Source organism: Pseudomonas fjordensis (assembly GCF_976987115.1).
The window spans coordinates 1,911,033-1,928,323 of the sequence record NZ_OZ336860.1; the positions used below are offsets into that span (position 1 = coordinate 1,911,033).

The following is a 17,291-nucleotide window of genomic DNA, read 5'->3' on the forward strand; positions in this document are numbered from 1 at the left end:
CTCGCTCCTACAACATGTCACTGGTCGTCGAAGTAGCGCTCATGCCAATCCACCAACGGCTGCGGTGAATTGAGCTTCTGCCCGTAGATCACCGAATAAGACAGCACGTTCTGCACATACTGGCGGGTTTCGTCGAAGGGGATGCTTTCCACCCACACGTCGAAACTCAAGTGGTCTGCGCCGCGCAGCCATTGGCGCACGCGGCCGGGGCCGGCGTTGTAGGCGGCGGAGGCGAGCACGCGGTTGCCGTTGAACTGGCTGTGCACCTGGCTCAGGTAGGCAGCACCGAGCTGGATGTTTTTATCCGGGTCCAGCACCTGGGCCGGGGAGGCCAGGGGAATGCTGAACTTGCGCGCGGTTTCCTTGGCGGTGCCGGGCATCAGTTGCATCAGGCCGCTGGCGCCAACGCCGGAGCGGGCGTCATCCATAAACGCGCTTTCCTGGCGCGTGATGGCAAAGATCCAGCTGGAGTGCAGGCCGCGTACCTTGGCTTCGCGCACCAGGGTGTCGCGGTGAGCCATCGGGAAGCGGATGTCCAGGTCGTCCCAGTACTGGGCCTGGCTGATGGTGCGGATGGCCGGGAAGTACCACTTCATGTCGTAGGCCAGTTTGGCCTGGGCGACCATTTCGTCACGGTTGAAATGACGGCTGACGTGGTACCACTCACGGCGGCCGTCGACGATCTGGCCGCGGGCGTAGAATTCCAGGGCCCGGCGCACGCCTGGGGTGTTGCGGACCTTGTTGACCAGGGCCTGGCTCATCACCAGCGGCTTGTTGTTCAACTGGTAAGGGGATTTGGAGCGGTCAGCGGCGAGGAAACCGTAGAAATCCCGTTCCTTGGCCACATTTTTGTACAGCACCAAAGCCTGCGGGTTTTTCGGCTCGGCCAGCTCCAGGCTGCGCGCCTGCCAGTAGCGCCAGCGGTTGGTGGTGGCCAGGTCTTGTGGGAGTTTGCGGGTCAATTGGTAGGCGTCTTCCCAGCGCGCCAGGCGCAGCAGCAGGCGCAGGCGCCACTCGGAGACCGTATTGTCGCGCAACTCGGGGTCGTACTTGGTCATGACCTCCAGCGCGCGCGGGTCGAAGCGCTTGGCCAGGGTCAAGCCGATCTCGCGGGCAATCGACACTTTTTCGTCACGGGAGAAGTGCATGCTGCTGGCGTAACCATCGAGCAGCGACATGGCTTTGTCCGGATCCTGGCGTGCCAGGCGGCGCAGGCCCAGGCCCACGGCGTCAGCCATGGCCTCGGTGGCCGGCTGAAAGCGTGACGGGTCGCTGAGCATGTCGGGCTTTTGCGCCACATCCACCATCAAGCGGCCTTGGGCGCCGAGGGTAGGCAGGGTTTTCACCAGGCTGTTGGCCAGTGCGTAGTTACGCGCTTCGGCGGCGAGCTTGGCGCGCTCCCAGATCTTCTGCTCGGTGAGTTGGCCGGCAGCGGCCCACTGGCCAAACGTGGCGTCACAGGCGGCTGGCTGGGATTTGCCGGTCATCCACAGCTTTTCGGCGGTCTTGTAGCCTTCGGCCTTCAGGTTGTGGCTGAGCTGGTATTGGCCATGCAGGCAGTCCAGTTCGACGAAATTGAGCTTGGTGTCGTAGTACTTTTCAAAGGTCTGCCAATCGCCGCGTTCGGCCAGCCAGCGCAGCCAACGCAGTTTCATCCAGTTGGCCTGGGGCAGGTCGCCGTGTTTGGCGAGAAATTGTTCGATTTCCTCGTTGCTCGCGGTTTTCAGGCGCGCGGTCAACTCGTCATAGGCCAGGTAGGGCGTGAGCGGGTAATCGGCCAGGGCCTGGCTGTATTGCATGTAGGGGCCGCTGTCGCCCTTGGCCAGGGCACGTTTGGCTTGATCGTAATACTGGCGTTGAGTGGTGAGGTCCACCGCCTGGGCGGATTGAACGGCAGTGGCGGAAAGAAGCAGACAAGATAAAAAGTTGAAAAGGCGACTGCGCATGAGACGTCCGTGCAGAGAAATCACGACTAGCACCGGCACTGCCGACACTGATTGCCCCTAGCTTAGCCTTTTGCCAGCGGCCCGCGAAAGCTTTGCCGGCTGGTTCGTTCAAGTTCTCCGGAAATGTCCTACAGAACGTGTCAATAGAGAAAATGCCGACCGCATCCCACCCTCACATCAGGTAGAATACGCGCCCAGTTTTTGGAGAAGCGTATGACCCTGCTCAAATTCAGCGATGTGTCCCTTGCTTTCGGCGCCATGCCGTTGTTGGACAAGGTGTCCTGGCAGATCGCCCGTGGTGAGCGGGTGTGCATCATCGGCCGCAACGGCACCGGCAAGTCCAGCATGATGAAGCTGGTAAAAGGCGACCAGAAGCCCGATGACGGCTCTGTCTGGCGTGCCCCGGGCCTCAAGATCGGCGAATTGCCGCAAGAATTGCCGGTGGCCGACGGACGGACAGTGTTCGACGTGGTTGCCGAAGGCCTGGACGGCGTTGGCGAGTTGCTCGCGCAATACCATCACCTGGCGCAGAACTGTGTCACCGAGGAAGACCTCGACAAGCTGATGCACGTCCAGCAAGACCTCGAAGCCCGTGACGGCTGGCGCTTGCAGCAACTGGTGGACAGCACCCTGAGCCGCCTGCAACTGCCGGCCGACAAGACCCTCGCCGAATTGTCCGGCGGCTGGCGTCGTCGCGTGCTGCTGGCCCAGGCCCTGGTGTCCGAGCCGGACCTGCTGCTGCTCGACGAACCGACCAACCACCTGGACATCGGCGCAATTGCCTGGCTTGAAGAAGCCATCAAGGACTTCCAGGGCGCCGTGCTGTTTATCACGCACGACCGTGCATTCCTGCAGAGCCTGGCCACGCGCATCCTCGAACTGGACCGTGGCGGCCTGATCGACTGGAACGGCGACTACGCCAGCTTCCTAGTGCACAAGGAAGCCGCCCTGGCGGCCGAAGAAACCGCCAACGCGCTGTTCGACAAGAAGCTGGCCCAGGAAGAAGTCTGGATCCGCCAGGGCATCAAGGCCCGTCGCACCCGTAACGAAGGCCGCGTGCGTGCCTTGAAAGCCTTGCGCGTCGAGCGCAGTGAGCGCCGCGAGCGTACCGGCAAGGCCAATATCCAGCTCGATACTGCCGACAAGTCGGGCAAGCAAGTGATGGTGCTGGAGAACGTCAGCTTCCATCACCCGGACGGCCCGTTCCTGATCAAGGACTTCTCCATGGTCCTGCAGCGTGGCGACCGTATCGGCCTGCTGGGCGCCAACGGTACCGGCAAGACTACGTTGCTCAAGCTGATGCTCAGCGGTCTGCAACCGACCAGCGGCAAGGTGGAAGAGGGCACTCGCATCGACGTGGCCTACTTTGACCAGTTGCGCCACCAGTTGGACCTGGAAAAGACCGTGATCGACAACGTCGCCGAAGGCCGTGACTTTATCGACATCGACGGCCAGAGCCGCCACGTACTCAGCTACCTGGGCGACTTCCTGTTCAGCCCGCAACGTGCGCGCACGCCGGTCAAGGCGCTGTCGGGTGGTGAGCGTGCGCGTTTGCTGCTGGCCAAGCTGTTCAGCAAGCCGGCCAACCTGCTGGTACTCGACGAACCGACCAACGACCTCGACGTGGAAACCCTGGAACTGCTGGAAGAGGTCTTGCTGACCTTCAACGGCACCGTGCTGATGGTCAGCCACGACCGGGAATTCCTCGATAACGTGGTCACCAGCACCCTGGTCTTCGAAGGCGAAGGCAAGGTGCGTGAATACGTGGGCGGTTATCAGGACTGGCTGCGTCAGGGCGGCTCACCGCGCCTGCTGGGCGTGACCGAGAGCAAGTCGGGCAAAGCAGACTTGAACACGGCGGTGGTGGCTCCGGTCGCTGCCGAAGCGCCTGCACCGGCGGCTGACGCTGCGCCGGCCAAGAAGAAGCTCAGCTATAAGTTGCAGCGCGAGCTGGAAGCTTTGCCGGGTGAGATCGACGCCAAGGAACAGCAGATTGCTGCGGTGGAAGCGGAAATGGCTGACGCTGGTTTCTACCTGCGCCCTGCGGCAGAAACTGCCAAGGTCATCGCGTCCCTGGAGACGTTGAACCAGGAGCTGGAAGCGTTGGTGGAGCGTTGGGCCGAGCTGGATGCCTGAGTGATCGCACCGCAATAAAAAAGCCCGGCGCTCTTCTATGAGCGCCGGGCTTTTTAATATGAAATGCGATTCAACTGTGGGAGCTGGCTTGCCTGCGATAGCAGTCTGTCAGTTGATGCATCGGGTGGCTGATACACCGCTATCGCAGGCAAGCCAGCTCACACATTAGACCTTCATTGGTCTTACGAACTCTTTACCAGTTTGACGGCCAATACATCGCACGGCGCGCCGTGCAATACATCATTGGCAGTAGAACCCAGCAACAACGCCAAACCGTGACGACCATGGCTACCCACCACGATCAAGTCGCAAGCCTTTTCCTTGGCCAATTGGTGGATTTCCTGGCGCGGTTGGCCGTATGTCAGGTGGCAGTCATCCTTTTTCAGGTGCGGGTATTTGACAATCAAACGTTCCAGGCGCTCCTTGGCCTGGTCAAATTGTTGTTGCTGCAACTGGGAAAGGTCCATTGGCACGTCACCACCAAAGGCCATGGCCATGGGCTCGACGATGTGTACCAACGACAGTTTGGCGCCATTGGCAATCGCGGATTCCTGTGCGCGCTTGATCACTGGGTCGCACTCTTCGGTCAGGTCGACAGCGACCAGAATATGTTCGTAGGGCATGAGGCGTTCCTCCAGGGGACTGCAATAAGTTCAGTATGGCTGCTTTCAAGCGGATGGGGTTGCCGCAGATCAAATCCGCTCATCTAGAAATTCGGGAGTACACATATGACGGTCTGGATAGTGGTGTCAATCCTTGCGGTGGTTTTAAGCCCCCTGGTATGGCTGCGTCCTTCGCGCCAGCAGAGTGGGCGCATGGCCCTGCGCATGGAGGCACGCCGCATCGGGTTGGCCATGCAGTTGGCGCCTCAGGAGTGGCCGCATTGGCTCAAGCAGGAGCCGCCGAGCCCCTGTGCGCAGTACTGCCGACCACGGCGCGGCAGCACCCCCGCGATCTGGAGTTACTGGCAGTTGGAGCCAGGGCTATGGGTCAATCAGTGGCGGGAACCCTGTGAGGATGAGAAGTTGTTGCCGCATTTTGCAACGCTGCCGGCGAACGTCTACAAGGTCGAGGCCGACAAGCAGATGATTGCTTTGTATTGGGGTGAGAAGGGCGACGCAAGCGTCCTGAAAGATATTGATACGCTGCTCAAGGCCCTGGCCTGACCTAAACCTTGTAGGAGCGAGCTTGCTCGCGAAAATCGCCAACGATAACGCGGGTAATCAGGCTATACGCGGCGCTCTCCAGATTTTCGCGAGCAAGCTCGCTCCTACAGAAAAGTCGAGCGATAAAAAGCCCGGAAAACCGGGCAATAAAAAGCCCGACATCATCATCGGGCTGGAGGTGGCCAGGCAGGCCGGTAAATCTGTAGGTTGCCGCTAGCCTAGCTGTGTATTGCTTTCTGTACAGCCTTTTCCCACATCTTTTCTATTATTGATCCTGTGAATATTTGAATATTGACGGGTGGCTCGCCTGTGGGCCGGGTTCTGAAATGACTGGAAAGTCGCGTTTTTACTAGCCTTTGGAGCGATTGACAATTGCTCGGAATTGGATGAAGGTGGCGTACCCAAATCAAACGGGCGTATGAATTGAGCGTTTGCCTGTCAGACGACTCATACAAAACCCGACTATCGCACTGGCGGGTGTGCCTGGCGGATTGGCGTGAGCATTGACTCAACTGTCAATGTCAAACCAGAGACCAGCGTCCAGTGTGTACTGTTCAGCTTCCATATCGTGGAGATCAGTTGATGATTTACGAAGGTAAAGCCATCACGGTTAAGGCTCTTGAAAGTGGCATCGTCGAACTCAAATTCGACCTCAAGGGTGAGTCCGTCAACAAGTTCAACCGTCTAACCCTGAACGAACTGCGTCAGGCCGTAGACACCATCAAAGCAGATGCTTCGGTCAAGGGCGTGATCGTCTCCAGCGGCAAGGACGTGTTTATCGTCGGCGCTGACATCACCGAATTCGTCGACAACTTCAAGCTGCCCGATGCCGAGCTGGTGGCTGGCAACCTCGAAGCCAACAAGATCTTCAGCGATTTCGAAGACCTCAACGTGCCGACCGTTGCTGCCATCAATGGCATCGCGTTGGGCGGCGGCCTGGAAATGTGCCTGGCGGCAGACTTCCGCGTCATGTCCGCGACGGCCAAGATCGGCCTGCCGGAAGTCAAGCTGGGCATCTACCCAGGCTTTGGCGGTACCGTGCGCCTGCCGCGCCTGATCGGTGCTGACAACGCGATCGAATGGATCGCCGCCGGTAAGGAAAACAAAGCCGAAGACGCACTGAAAGTCGGTGCCGTCGACGCGGTAGTAGCTCCGGACAAGCTGGCCGAAGCCGCGCTGAACCTGATCAAGGGCGCCATCAGCGGCGAATTTGACTACAAGGCCAAGCGTCAGCCGAAGCTGGAAAAACTCAAGCTCAACGCCATCGAACAGATGATGTCGTTCGAAACCGCCAAAGGTTTCGTGGCAGGCCAGGCCGGCCCGAACTACCCGGCGCCGGTTGAAGCGATCAAGACCATCCAGAAGGCCGCGAACTTCGGTCGCGACAAAGCCCTGGAAGTGGAAGCGGCAGGCTTCGTCAAACTGGCGAAAACCTCGGCTGCGCAAAGCCTGATCGGCCTGTTCCTGAACGATCAAGAGCTGAAGAAAAAGGCCAAGGCCTACGACGAAATTGCCAAGGACGTGAAACAGGCTGCCGTACTCGGCGCCGGTATCATGGGTGGCGGTATCGCTTATCAGTCGGCGTCCAAAGGCACGCCGATCCTGATGAAAGACATCAACGAACACGGGATCGAACAGGGCCTGGCCGAAGCTGCCAAGCTGCTGGTGGGCCGCGTTGATAAAGGCCGCATGACCGCTGCAAAAATGGCTGAAGTGCTTAACGGCATTCGTCCTACGCTGTCCTACGGCGATTTCGGCCACGTCGACCTGGTGGTCGAAGCGGTTGTCGAAAACCCGAAGGTCAAGCAAGCCGTACTGGCTGAAGTAGAAGCCCAGGTCAAAGATGACACCATCCTGGCCTCCAACACCTCGACCATTTCCATCTCGCTGCTGGCCAAGGCCCTCAAGCGTCCGGAAAACTTCGTCGGCATGCATTTCTTCAACCCGGTGCACATGATGCCGCTGGTAGAAGTGATCCGTGGCGAGAAGTCCAGCGAACTGGCCGTGGCCACTACCGTTGCCTACGCCAAGAAAATGGGCAAGAACCCGATCGTGGTCAATGACTGCCCGGGCTTCTTGGTCAACCGCGTGCTGTTCCCGTACTTCGGCGGTTTCGCCAAGTTGGTCAGCGCCGGCGTTGATTTTGTACGCATCGACAAGGTCATGGAAAAATTCGGCTGGCCAATGGGCCCGGCGTACCTGATGGACGTGGTCGGTATCGACACCGGCCACCATGGTCGCGACGTCATGGCTGAGGGCTTCCCGGACCGCATGAAAGACGACCGTCGTTCGGCTGTCGACGCACTCTACGAAGCCAAGCGCCTGGGCCAGAAGAACGGCAAGGGTTTCTACGCCTACGAGACCGACAAGAAGGGCAAGCAGAAGAAAGTGGCCGACCCATCGGTGCACGAAGTACTCGCTCCAGTCATCTACGAACAGCGTGAGGTGTCTGACGAGGACATCATCAACTGGATGATGATCGCCCTGTGCCTGGAAACCGTGCGTTGCCTGGAAGACGGCATCGTTGAAACCGCCGCCGAAGCCGATATGGGCCTGGTGTACGGTATTGGTTTCCCTCCATTCCGTGGTGGTGCGCTGCGTTACATCGACTCCATCGGTGTGGCCCAGTTCGTTGCCCTGGCTGATCAGTACGCTGATCTGGGCCCGCTGTACCACCCGACCGCGAAGCTGCGTGAAATGGCCAAGAACGGCCAGAGCTTCTTCGGTTAAGTGCCCAGACGACTAGAGCGAGAATATTTATGAGCTTGAATCCAAGAGACGTCGTGATCGTCGACTTCGGTCGTACGCCGATGGGCCGCTCCAAGGGCGGCATGCACCGCAACACCCGCGCCGAAGACATGTCGGCGCACCTGATCAGCAAAGTGCTGGAGCGCAACACCAAGGTCGACCCGAACGAAGTCGAGGACGTGATCTGGGGCTGCGTCAACCAGACCCTGGAGCAGGGCTGGAACATCGCGCGCATGGCGTCGTTGATGACCCAGATCCCGCACACTGCCGCTGGTCAGACCGTCAGCCGCCTGTGCGGCTCGTCGATGAGCGCGCTGCACACCGCTGCCCAAGCGATCATGACCGGCAACGGCGATGTGTTCGTAGTCGGCGGCGTGGAGCACATGGGCCACGTCAGCATGATGCACGGCGTCGATCCTAACCCGCACATGTCCCTCTACGCGGCGAAAGCCTCGGGCATGATGGGCCTGACCGCGGAAATGCTCGGCAAAATGCACGGCATCACCCGTGAAGCCCAGGACGCCTTCGGCCTGCGCTCCCACCAGCTCGCCCACAAGGCGACTGTGGAAGGCAAGTTCAAGGATGAAATCATCCCGATGAACGGCTACGACGAGAACGGTTTCCTGAAACTGTTCGACTACGACGAAACCATTCGTCCGGACACCACCCTGGAAAGCCTGGCGGCTCTCAAGCCAGCCTTCAATCCAAAGGGTGGCACCGTGACAGCCGGTACTTCCTCGCAGATCACCGACGGTGCTTCGTGCATGATCGTGATGTCGGCGCAACGTGCCCAGGACCTGGGTATCCAGCCGCTGGCCGTGATTCGTTCGATGGCAGTGGCGGGTGTGGATCCGGCGATCATGGGCTATGGTCCAGTACCGGCCACACAAAAAGCCTTGAAGCGCGCAGGCCTTTCCATCTCCGATATCGACTTCTTCGAGCTCAACGAAGCTTTCGCCGCACAGGCCCTGCCCGTGCTGAAAGATTTGAAAGTACTCGACAAGATGAACGAGAAGGTTAACCTGCACGGCGGTGCGATTGCCCTGGGCCACCCATTCGGTTGCTCCGGTGCGCGTATCTCCGGCACTTTGCTTAACGTGATGAAGCAAAATGGCGGCAACCTTGGGGTTGCTACCATGTGCATTGGTCTCGGCCAAGGCATCTCCACCGTCTTCGAACGCGTCTAAACGTTCGGTTGACGGAAGCCGGGGCCCAGTGCCCCGGTTTTTGTTTTTTGGAACTTTTAAATATTTTTTTTCAACAAATTTTGCATGAGGGCCAGAGCATGAAAGTCGAACCCGGGCTCTACCAGCATTACAAGGGGCCGCAGTACCGTGTTTTCAGCGTGGCGCGCCACTCTGAAACCGAAGAAGAAGTGGTGTTTTACCAAGCGCTGTATGGTGAATACGGCTTTTGGGTGCGCCCTTTGAGCATGTTCCTGGAGACCGTCGAAGTTGACGGCGAGCAGGTCCCGCGCTTTGCTTTGGTCCAGGCCGAAGCCAGTCTTTTTAAACGGCAATAACGGCAGGTCGCGCAGAATGCTGCGCTTGACCTCATCCGGTTGCCACTATATATAGCGTTGCCGCGTCAGGCGCCAACTGCCTTTCACTTCTCGAATTCAGGAATTTTCCGATCCATGGGCAAATCGCTGGTCATTGTGGAATCCCCGGCTAAGGCCAAGACCATCAACAAGTACTTGGGCAACGAGTACGTGGTGAAGTCGAGTATCGGCCATATCCGAGACCTGCCCACCAGCGGTTCGGCTAGCGCCAGCAAGGAGCCTGCCGCCAAGCGCGGCAAGGCCGCCGCGGGCGAAGGTCCTGTACTCACGCCTAAAGAAAAAGCGCGCAAGCAACTGGTTTCGCGCATGGGTGTGGACCCGGACCATGGCTGGAAGGCCAAGTACGAAATCCTTCCGGGCAAGGAAAAGGTCATCGAAGAGCTGCGCCGGCTCGCCAAAGATGCCGACACCATCTATCTCGCGACGGACTTGGACCGCGAAGGGGAAGCCATTGCCTGGCACCTGCGCGAAGCCATCGGCGGTGATGACAGCCGCTACAAGCGCGTGGTGTTCAACGAAATCACCAAGAAAGCCATTCAGGAAGCGTTCTCCAAGCCGGGCGAGCTGGACATTGACCGTGTCAACGCCCAGCAGGCCCGTCGCTTCCTCGACCGCGTCGTGGGCTACATGGTCTCGCCACTGCTGTGGGCGAAGATCGCCCGTGGCCTGTCTGCCGGCCGTGTGCAATCGGTAGCGGTCAAGCTGGTGGTGGAGCGTGAGCGCGAGATCCGTGCGTTCATCCCTGAAGAATACTGGGAAGTCCACGCCGACCTGGGCACTGCCAAGGGCGCCAACGTGCGCTTTGAAGTGGCGCGTGAGAAAGGCGAGGCCTTCAAGCCGCTGAACGAAGCCCAGGCCATGGCCGCGCTGGAGAAGCTCAAGGCCTCCAGCTACAGCATCGTCAAGCGTGAAGACAAACCGACCAGCAGCAAGCCATCGGCGCCGTTCATCACCTCCACCCTGCAACAAGCCGCGAGCAACCGCCTGGGCTTCGGGGTGAAGAAGACCATGATGATGGCCCAGCGTCTGTATGAGGCTGGCTACATCACGTATATGCGTACGGACTCCACCAACCTGTCGCAAGACGCGGTGGCGATGGCGCGTGCCTATATTGAAAGCGAATTCGGCAAGACCTACCTGCCGGAGAAGCCGAACGTCTACAGCAGCAAGGAAGGCGCACAAGAGGCTCACGAAGCGATTCGTCCTTCTGACGCCAACACCACGCCTGCCAAGCTGAGCGGCATGGAGCGCGACGCTGAGCGCCTCTACGAGCTGATCTGGCGCCAATTCCTGGCGTGCCAGATGCTGCCAGCGCAATACCTGTCTACTACCGTCAGCGTGGGCGCGGGCGATTTCGAGCTGCGTGCCAAGGGCCGTATCCTCAAGTTCGACGGCTACACCCGTGTGATGCCGCAGATCGCCAAGCCTGGCGATGATGACGTGCTGCCGGACATGGCCCAGGGCGACACGTTGAAGCTGATCAAGCTCGACCCGTCCCAGCATTTCACCAAGCCGCCGGCGCGTTATTCCGAAGCCAGCCTGGTCAAAGAGATGGAGAAGCGCGGTATCGGTCGTCCTTCGACCTACGCGGCGATCATCTCCACCATCCAGGACCGTGGCTACGTTGCGCTGCACAACCGTCGTTTCTATTCGGAAAAGATGGGCGACATCGTGACCGAGCGTCTGTCGGAGAGCTTCTCCAACCTGATGGACTACGGCTTCACCGCCGGCATGGAAGAGAACCTCGATGACGTGGCCCAGGGCGAGCGCGACTGGAAAAACGTGCTCGACGAGTTCTATGGCGACTTCAAGAAAAAGCTCGAAGTGGCCGAGAACCCTGAGAACGGGATGCGCGCCAACCAGCCGGTGATGACGGATATTCCGTGCACCACCTGCGGTCGTCCGATGCAGATTCGTACCGCTTCCACCGGCGTGTTCCTCGGTTGCTCGGGCTACAGCCTGCCGCCGAAAGAGCGCTGCAAGGCGACCGTCAACCTGGTGCCGGGCGATGAAATCGCGGCTGACGATGAGGGTGAATCCGAGTCGCTGGTGCTGCGCGGCAAGCATCGCTGCCCGATCTGCAGCACGGCGATGGACGCCTACCTGCTGGACGAGAAGCACAAGCTGCACATCTGCGGTAACAACCCCGATTGCAACGGCTACGAGATCGAAGAGGGCACCTACCGCATCAAGGGCTATGAAGGCCCGAGCCTGGAATGCGACAAGTGCGGCAGCGAGATGCAGCTCAAGACCGGCCGTTTCGGCAAGTTCTTCGGGTGCACCAACCCGACCTGCAAGAACACCCGCAAACTGCTGAAAAGCGGGGATGCGGCGCCGCCGAAAATGGACCCGGTGAAGATGCCTGAGCTCAAGTGCGAGAAGGTCAACGACACCTACATCCTGCGTGACGGCGCTTCGGGGCTGTTCCTGGCCGCCAGCCAGTTCCCGAAAAACCGCGAGACCCGTGCCCCCTTGGTGATGGAGATCGTGCCGCACAAGGACGAGATCGATCCGAAGTACCACTTCCTGTGTGAAGCGCCGAAGAAGGACCCGGATGGTCGCCCAGCCGTGATCCGCTACAGCCGCAAGACCAAGGAGCAGTACGTGCAGACCGAAGTGGACGGCAAGCCTACTGGCTGGAAAGCCTTCTACGACGGCGGCAAGTGGAAGGTCGAGGACAAGCGCCAAGGCGCTTGATCCGCTAGTCTGTTAACGCCAAAAGCCGTCTGTATAGACGGCTTTTGCTTACTGTAGGAGCGAGCTTGCTCGCGAAGATCGTTAACGAAAACGCGGGAAACCTGGCACCCTGCGGTGCCTGGAAGTTTTTCGCGAGCAAGCTCGCTCCTACACAGCCAGCATCACGCCTATTCGTTGTGGAGATTGCCGTCATGGCCAACGAACTCTATACCCGTACCAATCAGAAAATTTACTTCGCGGGTTTGTCCCTGGAGGCCCTTGGCCGTGCCGAGGAAGGGAAAGAGATGAATGCCATCGCGCTGGTACAGGCGGGGCGCGAAGCGGCGTTGTTCCACCTGTACGGTGCCTTGCTGGGGCTGTGCCATGAAATCGCCGGGTTCTACCGCTTGCCCCAGGCGGGCGCACCGCGGGCGGAAATGATCATGAATCGTGAAGTGCTGGATTCCATGGCCATCCCCGAGTTGGCCGAACTGGTGGAAATGGCCCAGAGCCCTGACAGTTGGGTGGCGCGGCTGCTCAAGGCCCATGCGGATATGTTTCAGCCGCCGCGTATTCCCCACGTGCCCAAGGGGGATGTTACCCAGCCGCTGATCGTCGCCGTGGCCCTGGAGCAGGATGAGCCCAAGCCGTTGAGCCGTGAGGAGTTGGAAGGCTGGCGCCAGGAGTTGAAAAAGATGGCGTTGCGTTTTCGTGAAGGGCTGAACGAGTGCTGAACCTGTGGCGAGGGAGCTTGCTCCCGTGACGACCGGACAGCCGACGCTTATCGACCTGGCGCCCCAGGATCCAACTGTGGGAGCTGGCTTGCCTGCGATGACGGCCTGCCAGCCGACACCTATCTAGCTGACGCCCCGCGATCAAATTGTGGGAGCGGGCTTGCTCGCGAAGGCTGCCTGGCAGTCAACACAGTTGTATTGTGTACATATCCATTGCTGCGGTAATGGCTACTTAGGGTTCCGCCCTGACGGCGGGTCACTTTGGAAAAGCCCCAAAGTAACCAAAGGGCTCTTGCCCCACCACTCGGCACCTCGCTTAGGCTCGGTGTGCCCGAACGCAGGCTTGAATCCGTGGGTAACCCGGCGTCCTGCCGGGTTACCCACGAATTCAAGCCTGCGTTCGGCCGGCGTGGTTTAACGGGGCGCCTAAGATCAAAAGCCAGATCAAGATCACAAGCAGAGCGAGATCAAGAGCTACTCGCTTCGCATCGTGGTTACCGTTGGCTGCTACAGCTTGCAAAGTTCTGTGAATGCCCATGCTGCGATAGAGGTGAGTCAGAAAAGCCCAGTAATAACTGACCCACCGCCATCGCAGGCAAGCCAGCTCCCACAGAGAGAAGCGTGTTGCCCAGGACACCATTCATCAAGCCGTCAACAAACCTGTCCATATCCCCTGCGAGGCTGGGTGGATGACTGATATAATCCCAGGCCTTTCGTGGAGAACAGACTTTTATGCCAACGTCCTTTCTGGAAATTGTTGAACTGCCTGACGGCCGAATCGAACTGCGCCGGGCGGAGGACGAGGGTTCTCTGGTTATTCTGGATTTCTCCGAAGACGCCAAGGTCTTCCTGCAAGGCCAGCACGTCGAAGTGGCTAAAGCCATGTTGAGCGTGGGCGTGCAGATGGCTGGTCGCCTTGCCGAAGGCGAGCCGGAGAAAGAAGAAGGGCCGCGCGTTCTTCACTGAGTCCTTGGTGAAGGCTGCGTCTGTGGCGCGCCCGTCATTACCCCAATCGAATATTCAAACTCTGTGCATCACCCGTGCGTGCAGCGCTGATCAGTTGCTGCTTGGCGCTGGCATTCAGCGGGTTCAACCAGCTCACCACCGTATGGCTACGGCCCAGGCGCAAGGCTTCGCAGGTTAGTTGCTGGGCGCTTTGTGCGCCGCGTGGTTGCAGCAACAGGATGCGCTCACGGTTGAGCCCGGCGTCCCGCAGCCAGGCCTGGGTGAGGCTGGCGGGCGGGGCGATCAGTGTCAGCCAGCGGGCGTCCTGATCTTCGCTTAATTCGCGCAGGATAGGTGCCAGCAGGTTCAGGCAGCTCTCAGCCGCACCGCGCAACGACAATTCACTGAACGCCTCAGGTTCGCCGCCCCAGGGGGCTTCGACCGTTTCCTTGAGGATCGGCGCAAGGGGTTGGGCCATGAAGGCCTCGAACAGCGACAGTTGTGTGTGTTGTGGGGTGTGCACGAGCTGCATGATGCCTCCTTTAGCGGCGAATGACGCCGACACTCAAGCCTTCGATCACCAGGTCCTGGTCTTTCAGGTTGACTTCGATCGGGGCAAACTCAGGGTTTTCGGCCAGGAGCCAGACCTTGCTGCCTTCGCGCTTGAAGCGTTTGACCGTGACCTCGTCGCCGATACGGGCCACGACGATCTGGCCATTGCGGGCTTCGCGGGTGGTATGGACCGCCAGCAGGTCACCGTCAAAGATGCCCACGTCTTTCATGCTCATGCCGTGCACACGCAACAGGTAGTCGGCGCGAGGATGGAAGAAGGTCGGGTTGATGTTGCAGGATTCTTCGACGTGCTGCTGCGCCAGGATCGGCGCACCTGCGGCGACGCGGCCGATGATCGGCAATGTCGACTCGTCGGCCTTGGCTTCGAAGCCAGGGATACGAATACCCCGCGAAGCACCCGGGGTCATCTCGATCGCACCTTTGCGAGCGAGGGCCTTGAGGTGTTCCTCGGCGGCGTTCGGGGACTTGAACCCCAGTTCCAGGGCAATCTCCGCACGGGTAGGCGGGTACCCGTTGTCATCAAGGCAGCGCTTGATAAAAGCCAGAATCTCAGCTTGGCGTGGCGTCAGTTTTAGCATGTTGATCGCTCTGTCTTTTTATACAGTGACTGGGATTATATACAGTGAACTGCGCTTGGCAATCATCCTTTTTAGCGGCTCCGCTGGACGGTCATCCGTCAGCCGTCCTACAGAGCAGAAGCGGCGCTGCCTACAGAGCTGCGAGGATGTGATTAAATAGCGATGAAACAGATGACCGACCAGCCGCAAAGCGGACCCCCAGGCTTGACAAGACACACTCTGAAACGTATGTTTCAAACAAGTGTTTGTTTGTCAGGCGGAGTAGCCATGGCCCAGTCGGAAACCGTTGAACGCATTCTCGATGCTGCCGAGCAATTGTTCGCGGAAAAAGGATTTGCTGAAACTTCATTGCGGCTGATCACCAGCAAGGCTGGGGTCAACCTCGCTGCTGTGAACTATCATTTCGGCTCGAAAAAGGCCCTGATCCAGGCAGTGTTCTCACGCTTTCTGGGCCCGTTCTGCGCAAGCCTCGACCGTGAGCTGGAACGTCGCCAGGCCAAGGCCGATCACAAGCCCAGCCTGGAAGAGCTGCTGGAAATCCTGGTGGAGCAAGCGCTGGTTGTGCAGCCTCGCAGCGGCAACGACCTGTCGATCTTCATGCGCCTGCTGGGCCTGGCGTTCAGCCAGAGCCAGGGCCACTTGCGCCGTTATCTGGAAGACATGTACGGCAAGGTGTTCCGCCGCTATATGCTGCTGGTCAACGAAGCGGCCCCGCGTATTCCGCCTATCGAACTGTTCTGGCGCGTGCATTTCATGCTCGGTGCCGCTGCCTTCAGCATGTCCGGTATCAAAGCGTTGCGGGCGATTGCCGAGACCGATTTCGGCGTGAACACTTCCATCGAGCAAGTCATGCGCTTGATGGTGCCGTTCCTCGCCGCTGGCATGCGTGCCGAAACCGGCGTCAGCGATCCGGCCATGGCCGCCGCCCAGTTACGCCCACGCAGCAAAACCGTACCGGTCGCCGCCAAGGTTTGATCGCTGCGGGTGGGCGCGGCCGCTTGCATCCGCTAAGCTAGCCGCCATGCCGATTTCAGCTATTTATTCACAACCCGTCGTCCTTGCCGTGCCTGGCAAGGACGACGGGTTGTGTGCGTTATTTAAGGAAGGTTTATGACTGCTGCCCTGCAAGGTTCTTTGATGGTCGACGTCGCCGGTACCTGGCTCACGGCCGAGGATCGTCATCTGTTGCGCCAACCGGAAGTGGGCGGCCTGATCATTTTTGCGCGCAATATCGAGCACCCACGCCAGGTTCGCGAGTTGAGCGCAGCCATTCGCGCAGTGCGCCCGGATTTGCTGCTGGCCGTGGACCAGGAAGGCGGCCGCGTGCAGCGTCTGCGCCAAGGCTTTGTACGCCTGCCGGCCATGCGTGCGCTGGCGGATAACCCCAACGCCGAATACCTGGCCGAACAATGCGGTTGGATCATGGCCACCGAAGTGCTGGCGGTGGGCCTGGACCTGAGTTTTGCCCCGGTGCTGGACCTGGATTACCAACGCAGCGCCGTGGTCGGCACCCGCTCCTTTGAAGGCGACCCCGAACGCGCTGCCGTGCTCGCCGGTGCCTTTATCCGCGGCATGAACAGCGCCGGCATGGCCGCCACCGGCAAGCACTTCCCTGGCCACGGTTGGGCCGAGGCCGATTCCCACGTCGCCATTCCCACTGACGAGCGCAGCCTGGAACAGATTCGCGCCAATGACCTGGTGCCTTTCGCACGCCTGAGCAAGCAATTGGCCGCCGTGATGCCGGCGCACGTCATCTACCCGCAGGTCGATGCCCAGCCTGCCGGCTTCTCACGCCGCTGGTTGCAGGACATCCTGCGCGGTGAGTTGCAGTTCGACGGGGTGATCTTCAGCGATGATCTGTCCATGGCCGGCGCCCATGTGGTCGGCGATGCGGCCAGTCGTATCGAAGCGGCCCTGACCGCCGGCTGTGACATGGGCTTGGTGTGCAATGACCGTGCGGCGGCCGAGTTGGCGCTGAGTGCAGCGCAGCGGATGAAGGTCACGCCGTCAGCGCGGATTGCGCGTATGCGTGGGCAGGCGGTTGCGTCGACGGATTACAAGCAGGATCCACGCTGGTTGGCGGCCCTCACAGCGTTGCGAGACGCTCAACTGATCGAATAAACGTTAACGAAAGAGGCTTGGTGTAGGAAGCGTCTGGGTGTTGCTGTAGCTATCTCTTACCGCTTTGTGGGAGTCGGCCTGCTTTAAATCGCGTTGCCGACCGTTGT

General features: G+C 59.8%; 15 protein-coding genes. 11 read left to right on the plus strand and 4 right to left on the minus strand.

Going from position 1 to position 17,291, the window contains the following annotated elements; all coding sequences use genetic code 11:
* Nucleotides 1-17 precede the first annotated feature (17 nt).
* The gene (locus ACWHXD_RS08845) at nt 18-1,946 is read right to left on the minus strand and encodes a transglycosylase SLT domain-containing protein (RefSeq protein ID WP_138762173.1); all 1,929 of its coding nucleotides are present in this window, start codon (nt 1,944-1,946) and stop codon (nt 18-20) included.
* A 213-nt stretch (nt 1,947-2,159) separates the two neighbouring features.
* On the opposite strand from ACWHXD_RS08845, the gene ACWHXD_RS08850 reads away from it, so the two are divergent.
* Nucleotides 2,160-4,082, plus strand: coding sequence for an ATP-binding cassette domain-containing protein (locus ACWHXD_RS08850; RefSeq protein ID WP_032892850.1), 1,923 nt, complete (start codon nt 2,160-2,162; stop codon nt 4,080-4,082).
* 182 nt (nt 4,083-4,264) lie between these two features.
* On the opposite strand, the gene ACWHXD_RS08855 is transcribed toward ACWHXD_RS08850, so the two are convergent.
* Nucleotides 4,265-4,705: a universal stress protein gene (locus tag ACWHXD_RS08855; RefSeq protein ID WP_032892849.1), complete on the minus strand. Its 441-nt coding sequence runs from the start codon at nt 4,703-4,705 to the stop codon at nt 4,265-4,267.
* A gap of 105 nt (nt 4,706-4,810) precedes the next feature.
* Between ACWHXD_RS08855 and ACWHXD_RS08860 the strand changes: the two genes are divergently transcribed.
* From ACWHXD_RS08860 to ACWHXD_RS08895, 8 genes are all read left to right on the plus strand, one after another.
* Nucleotides 4,811-5,248 carry a hypothetical protein gene (locus ACWHXD_RS08860; protein ID WP_138762172.1) on the plus strand — a complete coding sequence of 146 codons (438 nt, stop codon included), beginning with the start codon at nt 4,811-4,813 and terminating at the stop codon, nt 5,246-5,248.
* A 22-nt stretch (nt 5,249-5,270) separates the two neighbouring features.
* The gene (locus ACWHXD_RS08865) at nt 5,271-5,465 is read left to right on the plus strand and encodes a hypothetical protein (RefSeq protein ID WP_032892846.1); all 195 of its coding nucleotides are present in this window, start codon (nt 5,271-5,273) and stop codon (nt 5,463-5,465) included.
* A gap of 365 nt (nt 5,466-5,830) precedes the next feature.
* Nucleotides 5,831-7,978, plus strand: a complete 2,148-nt coding sequence (gene fadB / locus ACWHXD_RS08870) for a fatty acid oxidation complex subunit alpha FadB (RefSeq protein WP_003189649.1) — start codon at nt 5,831-5,833, stop codon at nt 7,976-7,978.
* 29 nt (nt 7,979-8,007) lie between these two features.
* Nucleotides 8,008-9,183, plus strand: a complete 1,176-nt coding sequence (gene fadA, locus ACWHXD_RS08875) for an acetyl-CoA C-acyltransferase FadA (RefSeq protein WP_003189650.1) — start codon at nt 8,008-8,010, stop codon at nt 9,181-9,183.
* A 98-nt stretch (nt 9,184-9,281) separates the two neighbouring features.
* The gene (locus ACWHXD_RS08880; protein ID WP_138762171.1) at nt 9,282-9,518 is read left to right on the plus strand and encodes a DUF1653 domain-containing protein; all 237 of its coding nucleotides are present in this window, start codon (nt 9,282-9,284) and stop codon (nt 9,516-9,518) included.
* A 114-nt stretch (nt 9,519-9,632) separates the two neighbouring features.
* Nucleotides 9,633-12,254, plus strand: a complete 2,622-nt coding sequence (gene topA, locus ACWHXD_RS08885; RefSeq protein WP_138762170.1) for a type I DNA topoisomerase — start codon at nt 9,633-9,635, stop codon at nt 12,252-12,254.
* A 191-nt stretch (nt 12,255-12,445) separates the two neighbouring features.
* Entirely contained in the window at nt 12,446-12,967 is a 522-nt protein-coding gene (locus ACWHXD_RS08890) for a DUF6586 family protein (protein WP_003189653.1), read from the plus strand.
* 732 nt (nt 12,968-13,699) lie between these two features.
* Nucleotides 13,700-13,933 (plus strand): hypothetical protein, encoded by a 234-nt coding sequence (locus ACWHXD_RS08895; RefSeq protein WP_003189656.1) that lies wholly within the window; start codon nt 13,700-13,702, stop codon nt 13,931-13,933.
* A 37-nt stretch (nt 13,934-13,970) separates the two neighbouring features.
* Here ACWHXD_RS08895 and sulA read toward each other — a convergent pair whose 3' ends face one another.
* Both sulA and lexA read right to left on the minus strand, forming a co-directional pair.
* Nucleotides 13,971-14,444 (minus strand): SOS-induced cell division inhibitor SulA, encoded by a 474-nt coding sequence (sulA, locus tag ACWHXD_RS08900; protein ID WP_005786162.1) that lies wholly within the window; start codon nt 14,442-14,444, stop codon nt 13,971-13,973.
* Nucleotides 14,445-14,454: 10 nt separating this feature from the next.
* Complete coding sequence (gene lexA, locus ACWHXD_RS08905; protein WP_003172575.1) at nt 14,455-15,063, minus strand: transcriptional repressor LexA; 609 nt, start codon at nt 15,061-15,063, stop codon at nt 14,455-14,457.
* 267 nt (nt 15,064-15,330) lie between these two features.
* On the opposite strand from lexA, the gene ACWHXD_RS08910 reads away from it, so the two are divergent.
* Both ACWHXD_RS08910 and nagZ read left to right on the plus strand, forming a co-directional pair.
* Nucleotides 15,331-16,038: a TetR/AcrR family transcriptional regulator gene (locus ACWHXD_RS08910; RefSeq protein WP_003189661.1), complete on the plus strand. Its 708-nt coding sequence runs from the start codon at nt 15,331-15,333 to the stop codon at nt 16,036-16,038.
* A 135-nt stretch (nt 16,039-16,173) separates the two neighbouring features.
* Nucleotides 16,174-17,184, plus strand: coding sequence for a beta-N-acetylhexosaminidase (gene nagZ, locus ACWHXD_RS08915; protein ID WP_098952405.1), 1,011 nt, complete (start codon nt 16,174-16,176; stop codon nt 17,182-17,184).
* Nucleotides 17,185-17,291 lie beyond the last annotated feature (107 nt).

Bases quoted from the DNA above. Each gene is read 5' to 3' on its own strand.
- ACWHXD_RS08910 (WP_003189661.1), top strand. From the start codon at position 15,331: ATGGCCCAGTCGGAAACCGTTGAACGCATTCTCGATGCTGCCGAGCAA.
- ACWHXD_RS08895 (WP_003189656.1), top strand. From the start codon at position 13,700: ATGCCAACGTCCTTTCTGGAAATTGTTGAACTGCCTGACGGCCGAATC.
- sulA (WP_005786162.1), bottom strand. From the start codon at position 14,444: ATGCAGCTCGTGCACACCCCACAACACACACAACTGTCGCTGTTCGAG.
- nagZ (WP_098952405.1), top strand. From the start codon at position 16,174: ATGACTGCTGCCCTGCAAGGTTCTTTGATGGTCGACGTCGCCGGTACC.
- ACWHXD_RS08890 (WP_003189653.1), top strand. From the start codon at position 12,446: ATGGCCAACGAACTCTATACCCGTACCAATCAGAAAATTTACTTCGCG.
- ACWHXD_RS08845 (WP_138762173.1), bottom strand. From the start codon at position 1,946: ATGCGCAGTCGCCTTTTCAACTTTTTATCTTGTCTGCTTCTTTCCGCC.
- ACWHXD_RS08850 (WP_032892850.1), top strand. From the start codon at position 2,160: ATGACCCTGCTCAAATTCAGCGATGTGTCCCTTGCTTTCGGCGCCATG.
- lexA (WP_003172575.1), bottom strand. From the start codon at position 15,063: ATGCTAAAACTGACGCCACGCCAAGCTGAGATTCTGGCTTTTATCAAG.
- ACWHXD_RS08860 (WP_138762172.1), top strand. From the start codon at position 4,811: ATGACGGTCTGGATAGTGGTGTCAATCCTTGCGGTGGTTTTAAGCCCC.
- ACWHXD_RS08880 (WP_138762171.1), top strand. From the start codon at position 9,282: ATGAAAGTCGAACCCGGGCTCTACCAGCATTACAAGGGGCCGCAGTAC.
- fadA (WP_003189650.1), top strand. From the start codon at position 8,008: ATGAGCTTGAATCCAAGAGACGTCGTGATCGTCGACTTCGGTCGTACG.
- fadB (WP_003189649.1), top strand. From the start codon at position 5,831: ATGATTTACGAAGGTAAAGCCATCACGGTTAAGGCTCTTGAAAGTGGC.
- topA (WP_138762170.1), top strand. From the start codon at position 9,633: ATGGGCAAATCGCTGGTCATTGTGGAATCCCCGGCTAAGGCCAAGACC.
- ACWHXD_RS08855 (WP_032892849.1), bottom strand. From the start codon at position 4,705: ATGCCCTACGAACATATTCTGGTCGCTGTCGACCTGACCGAAGAGTGC.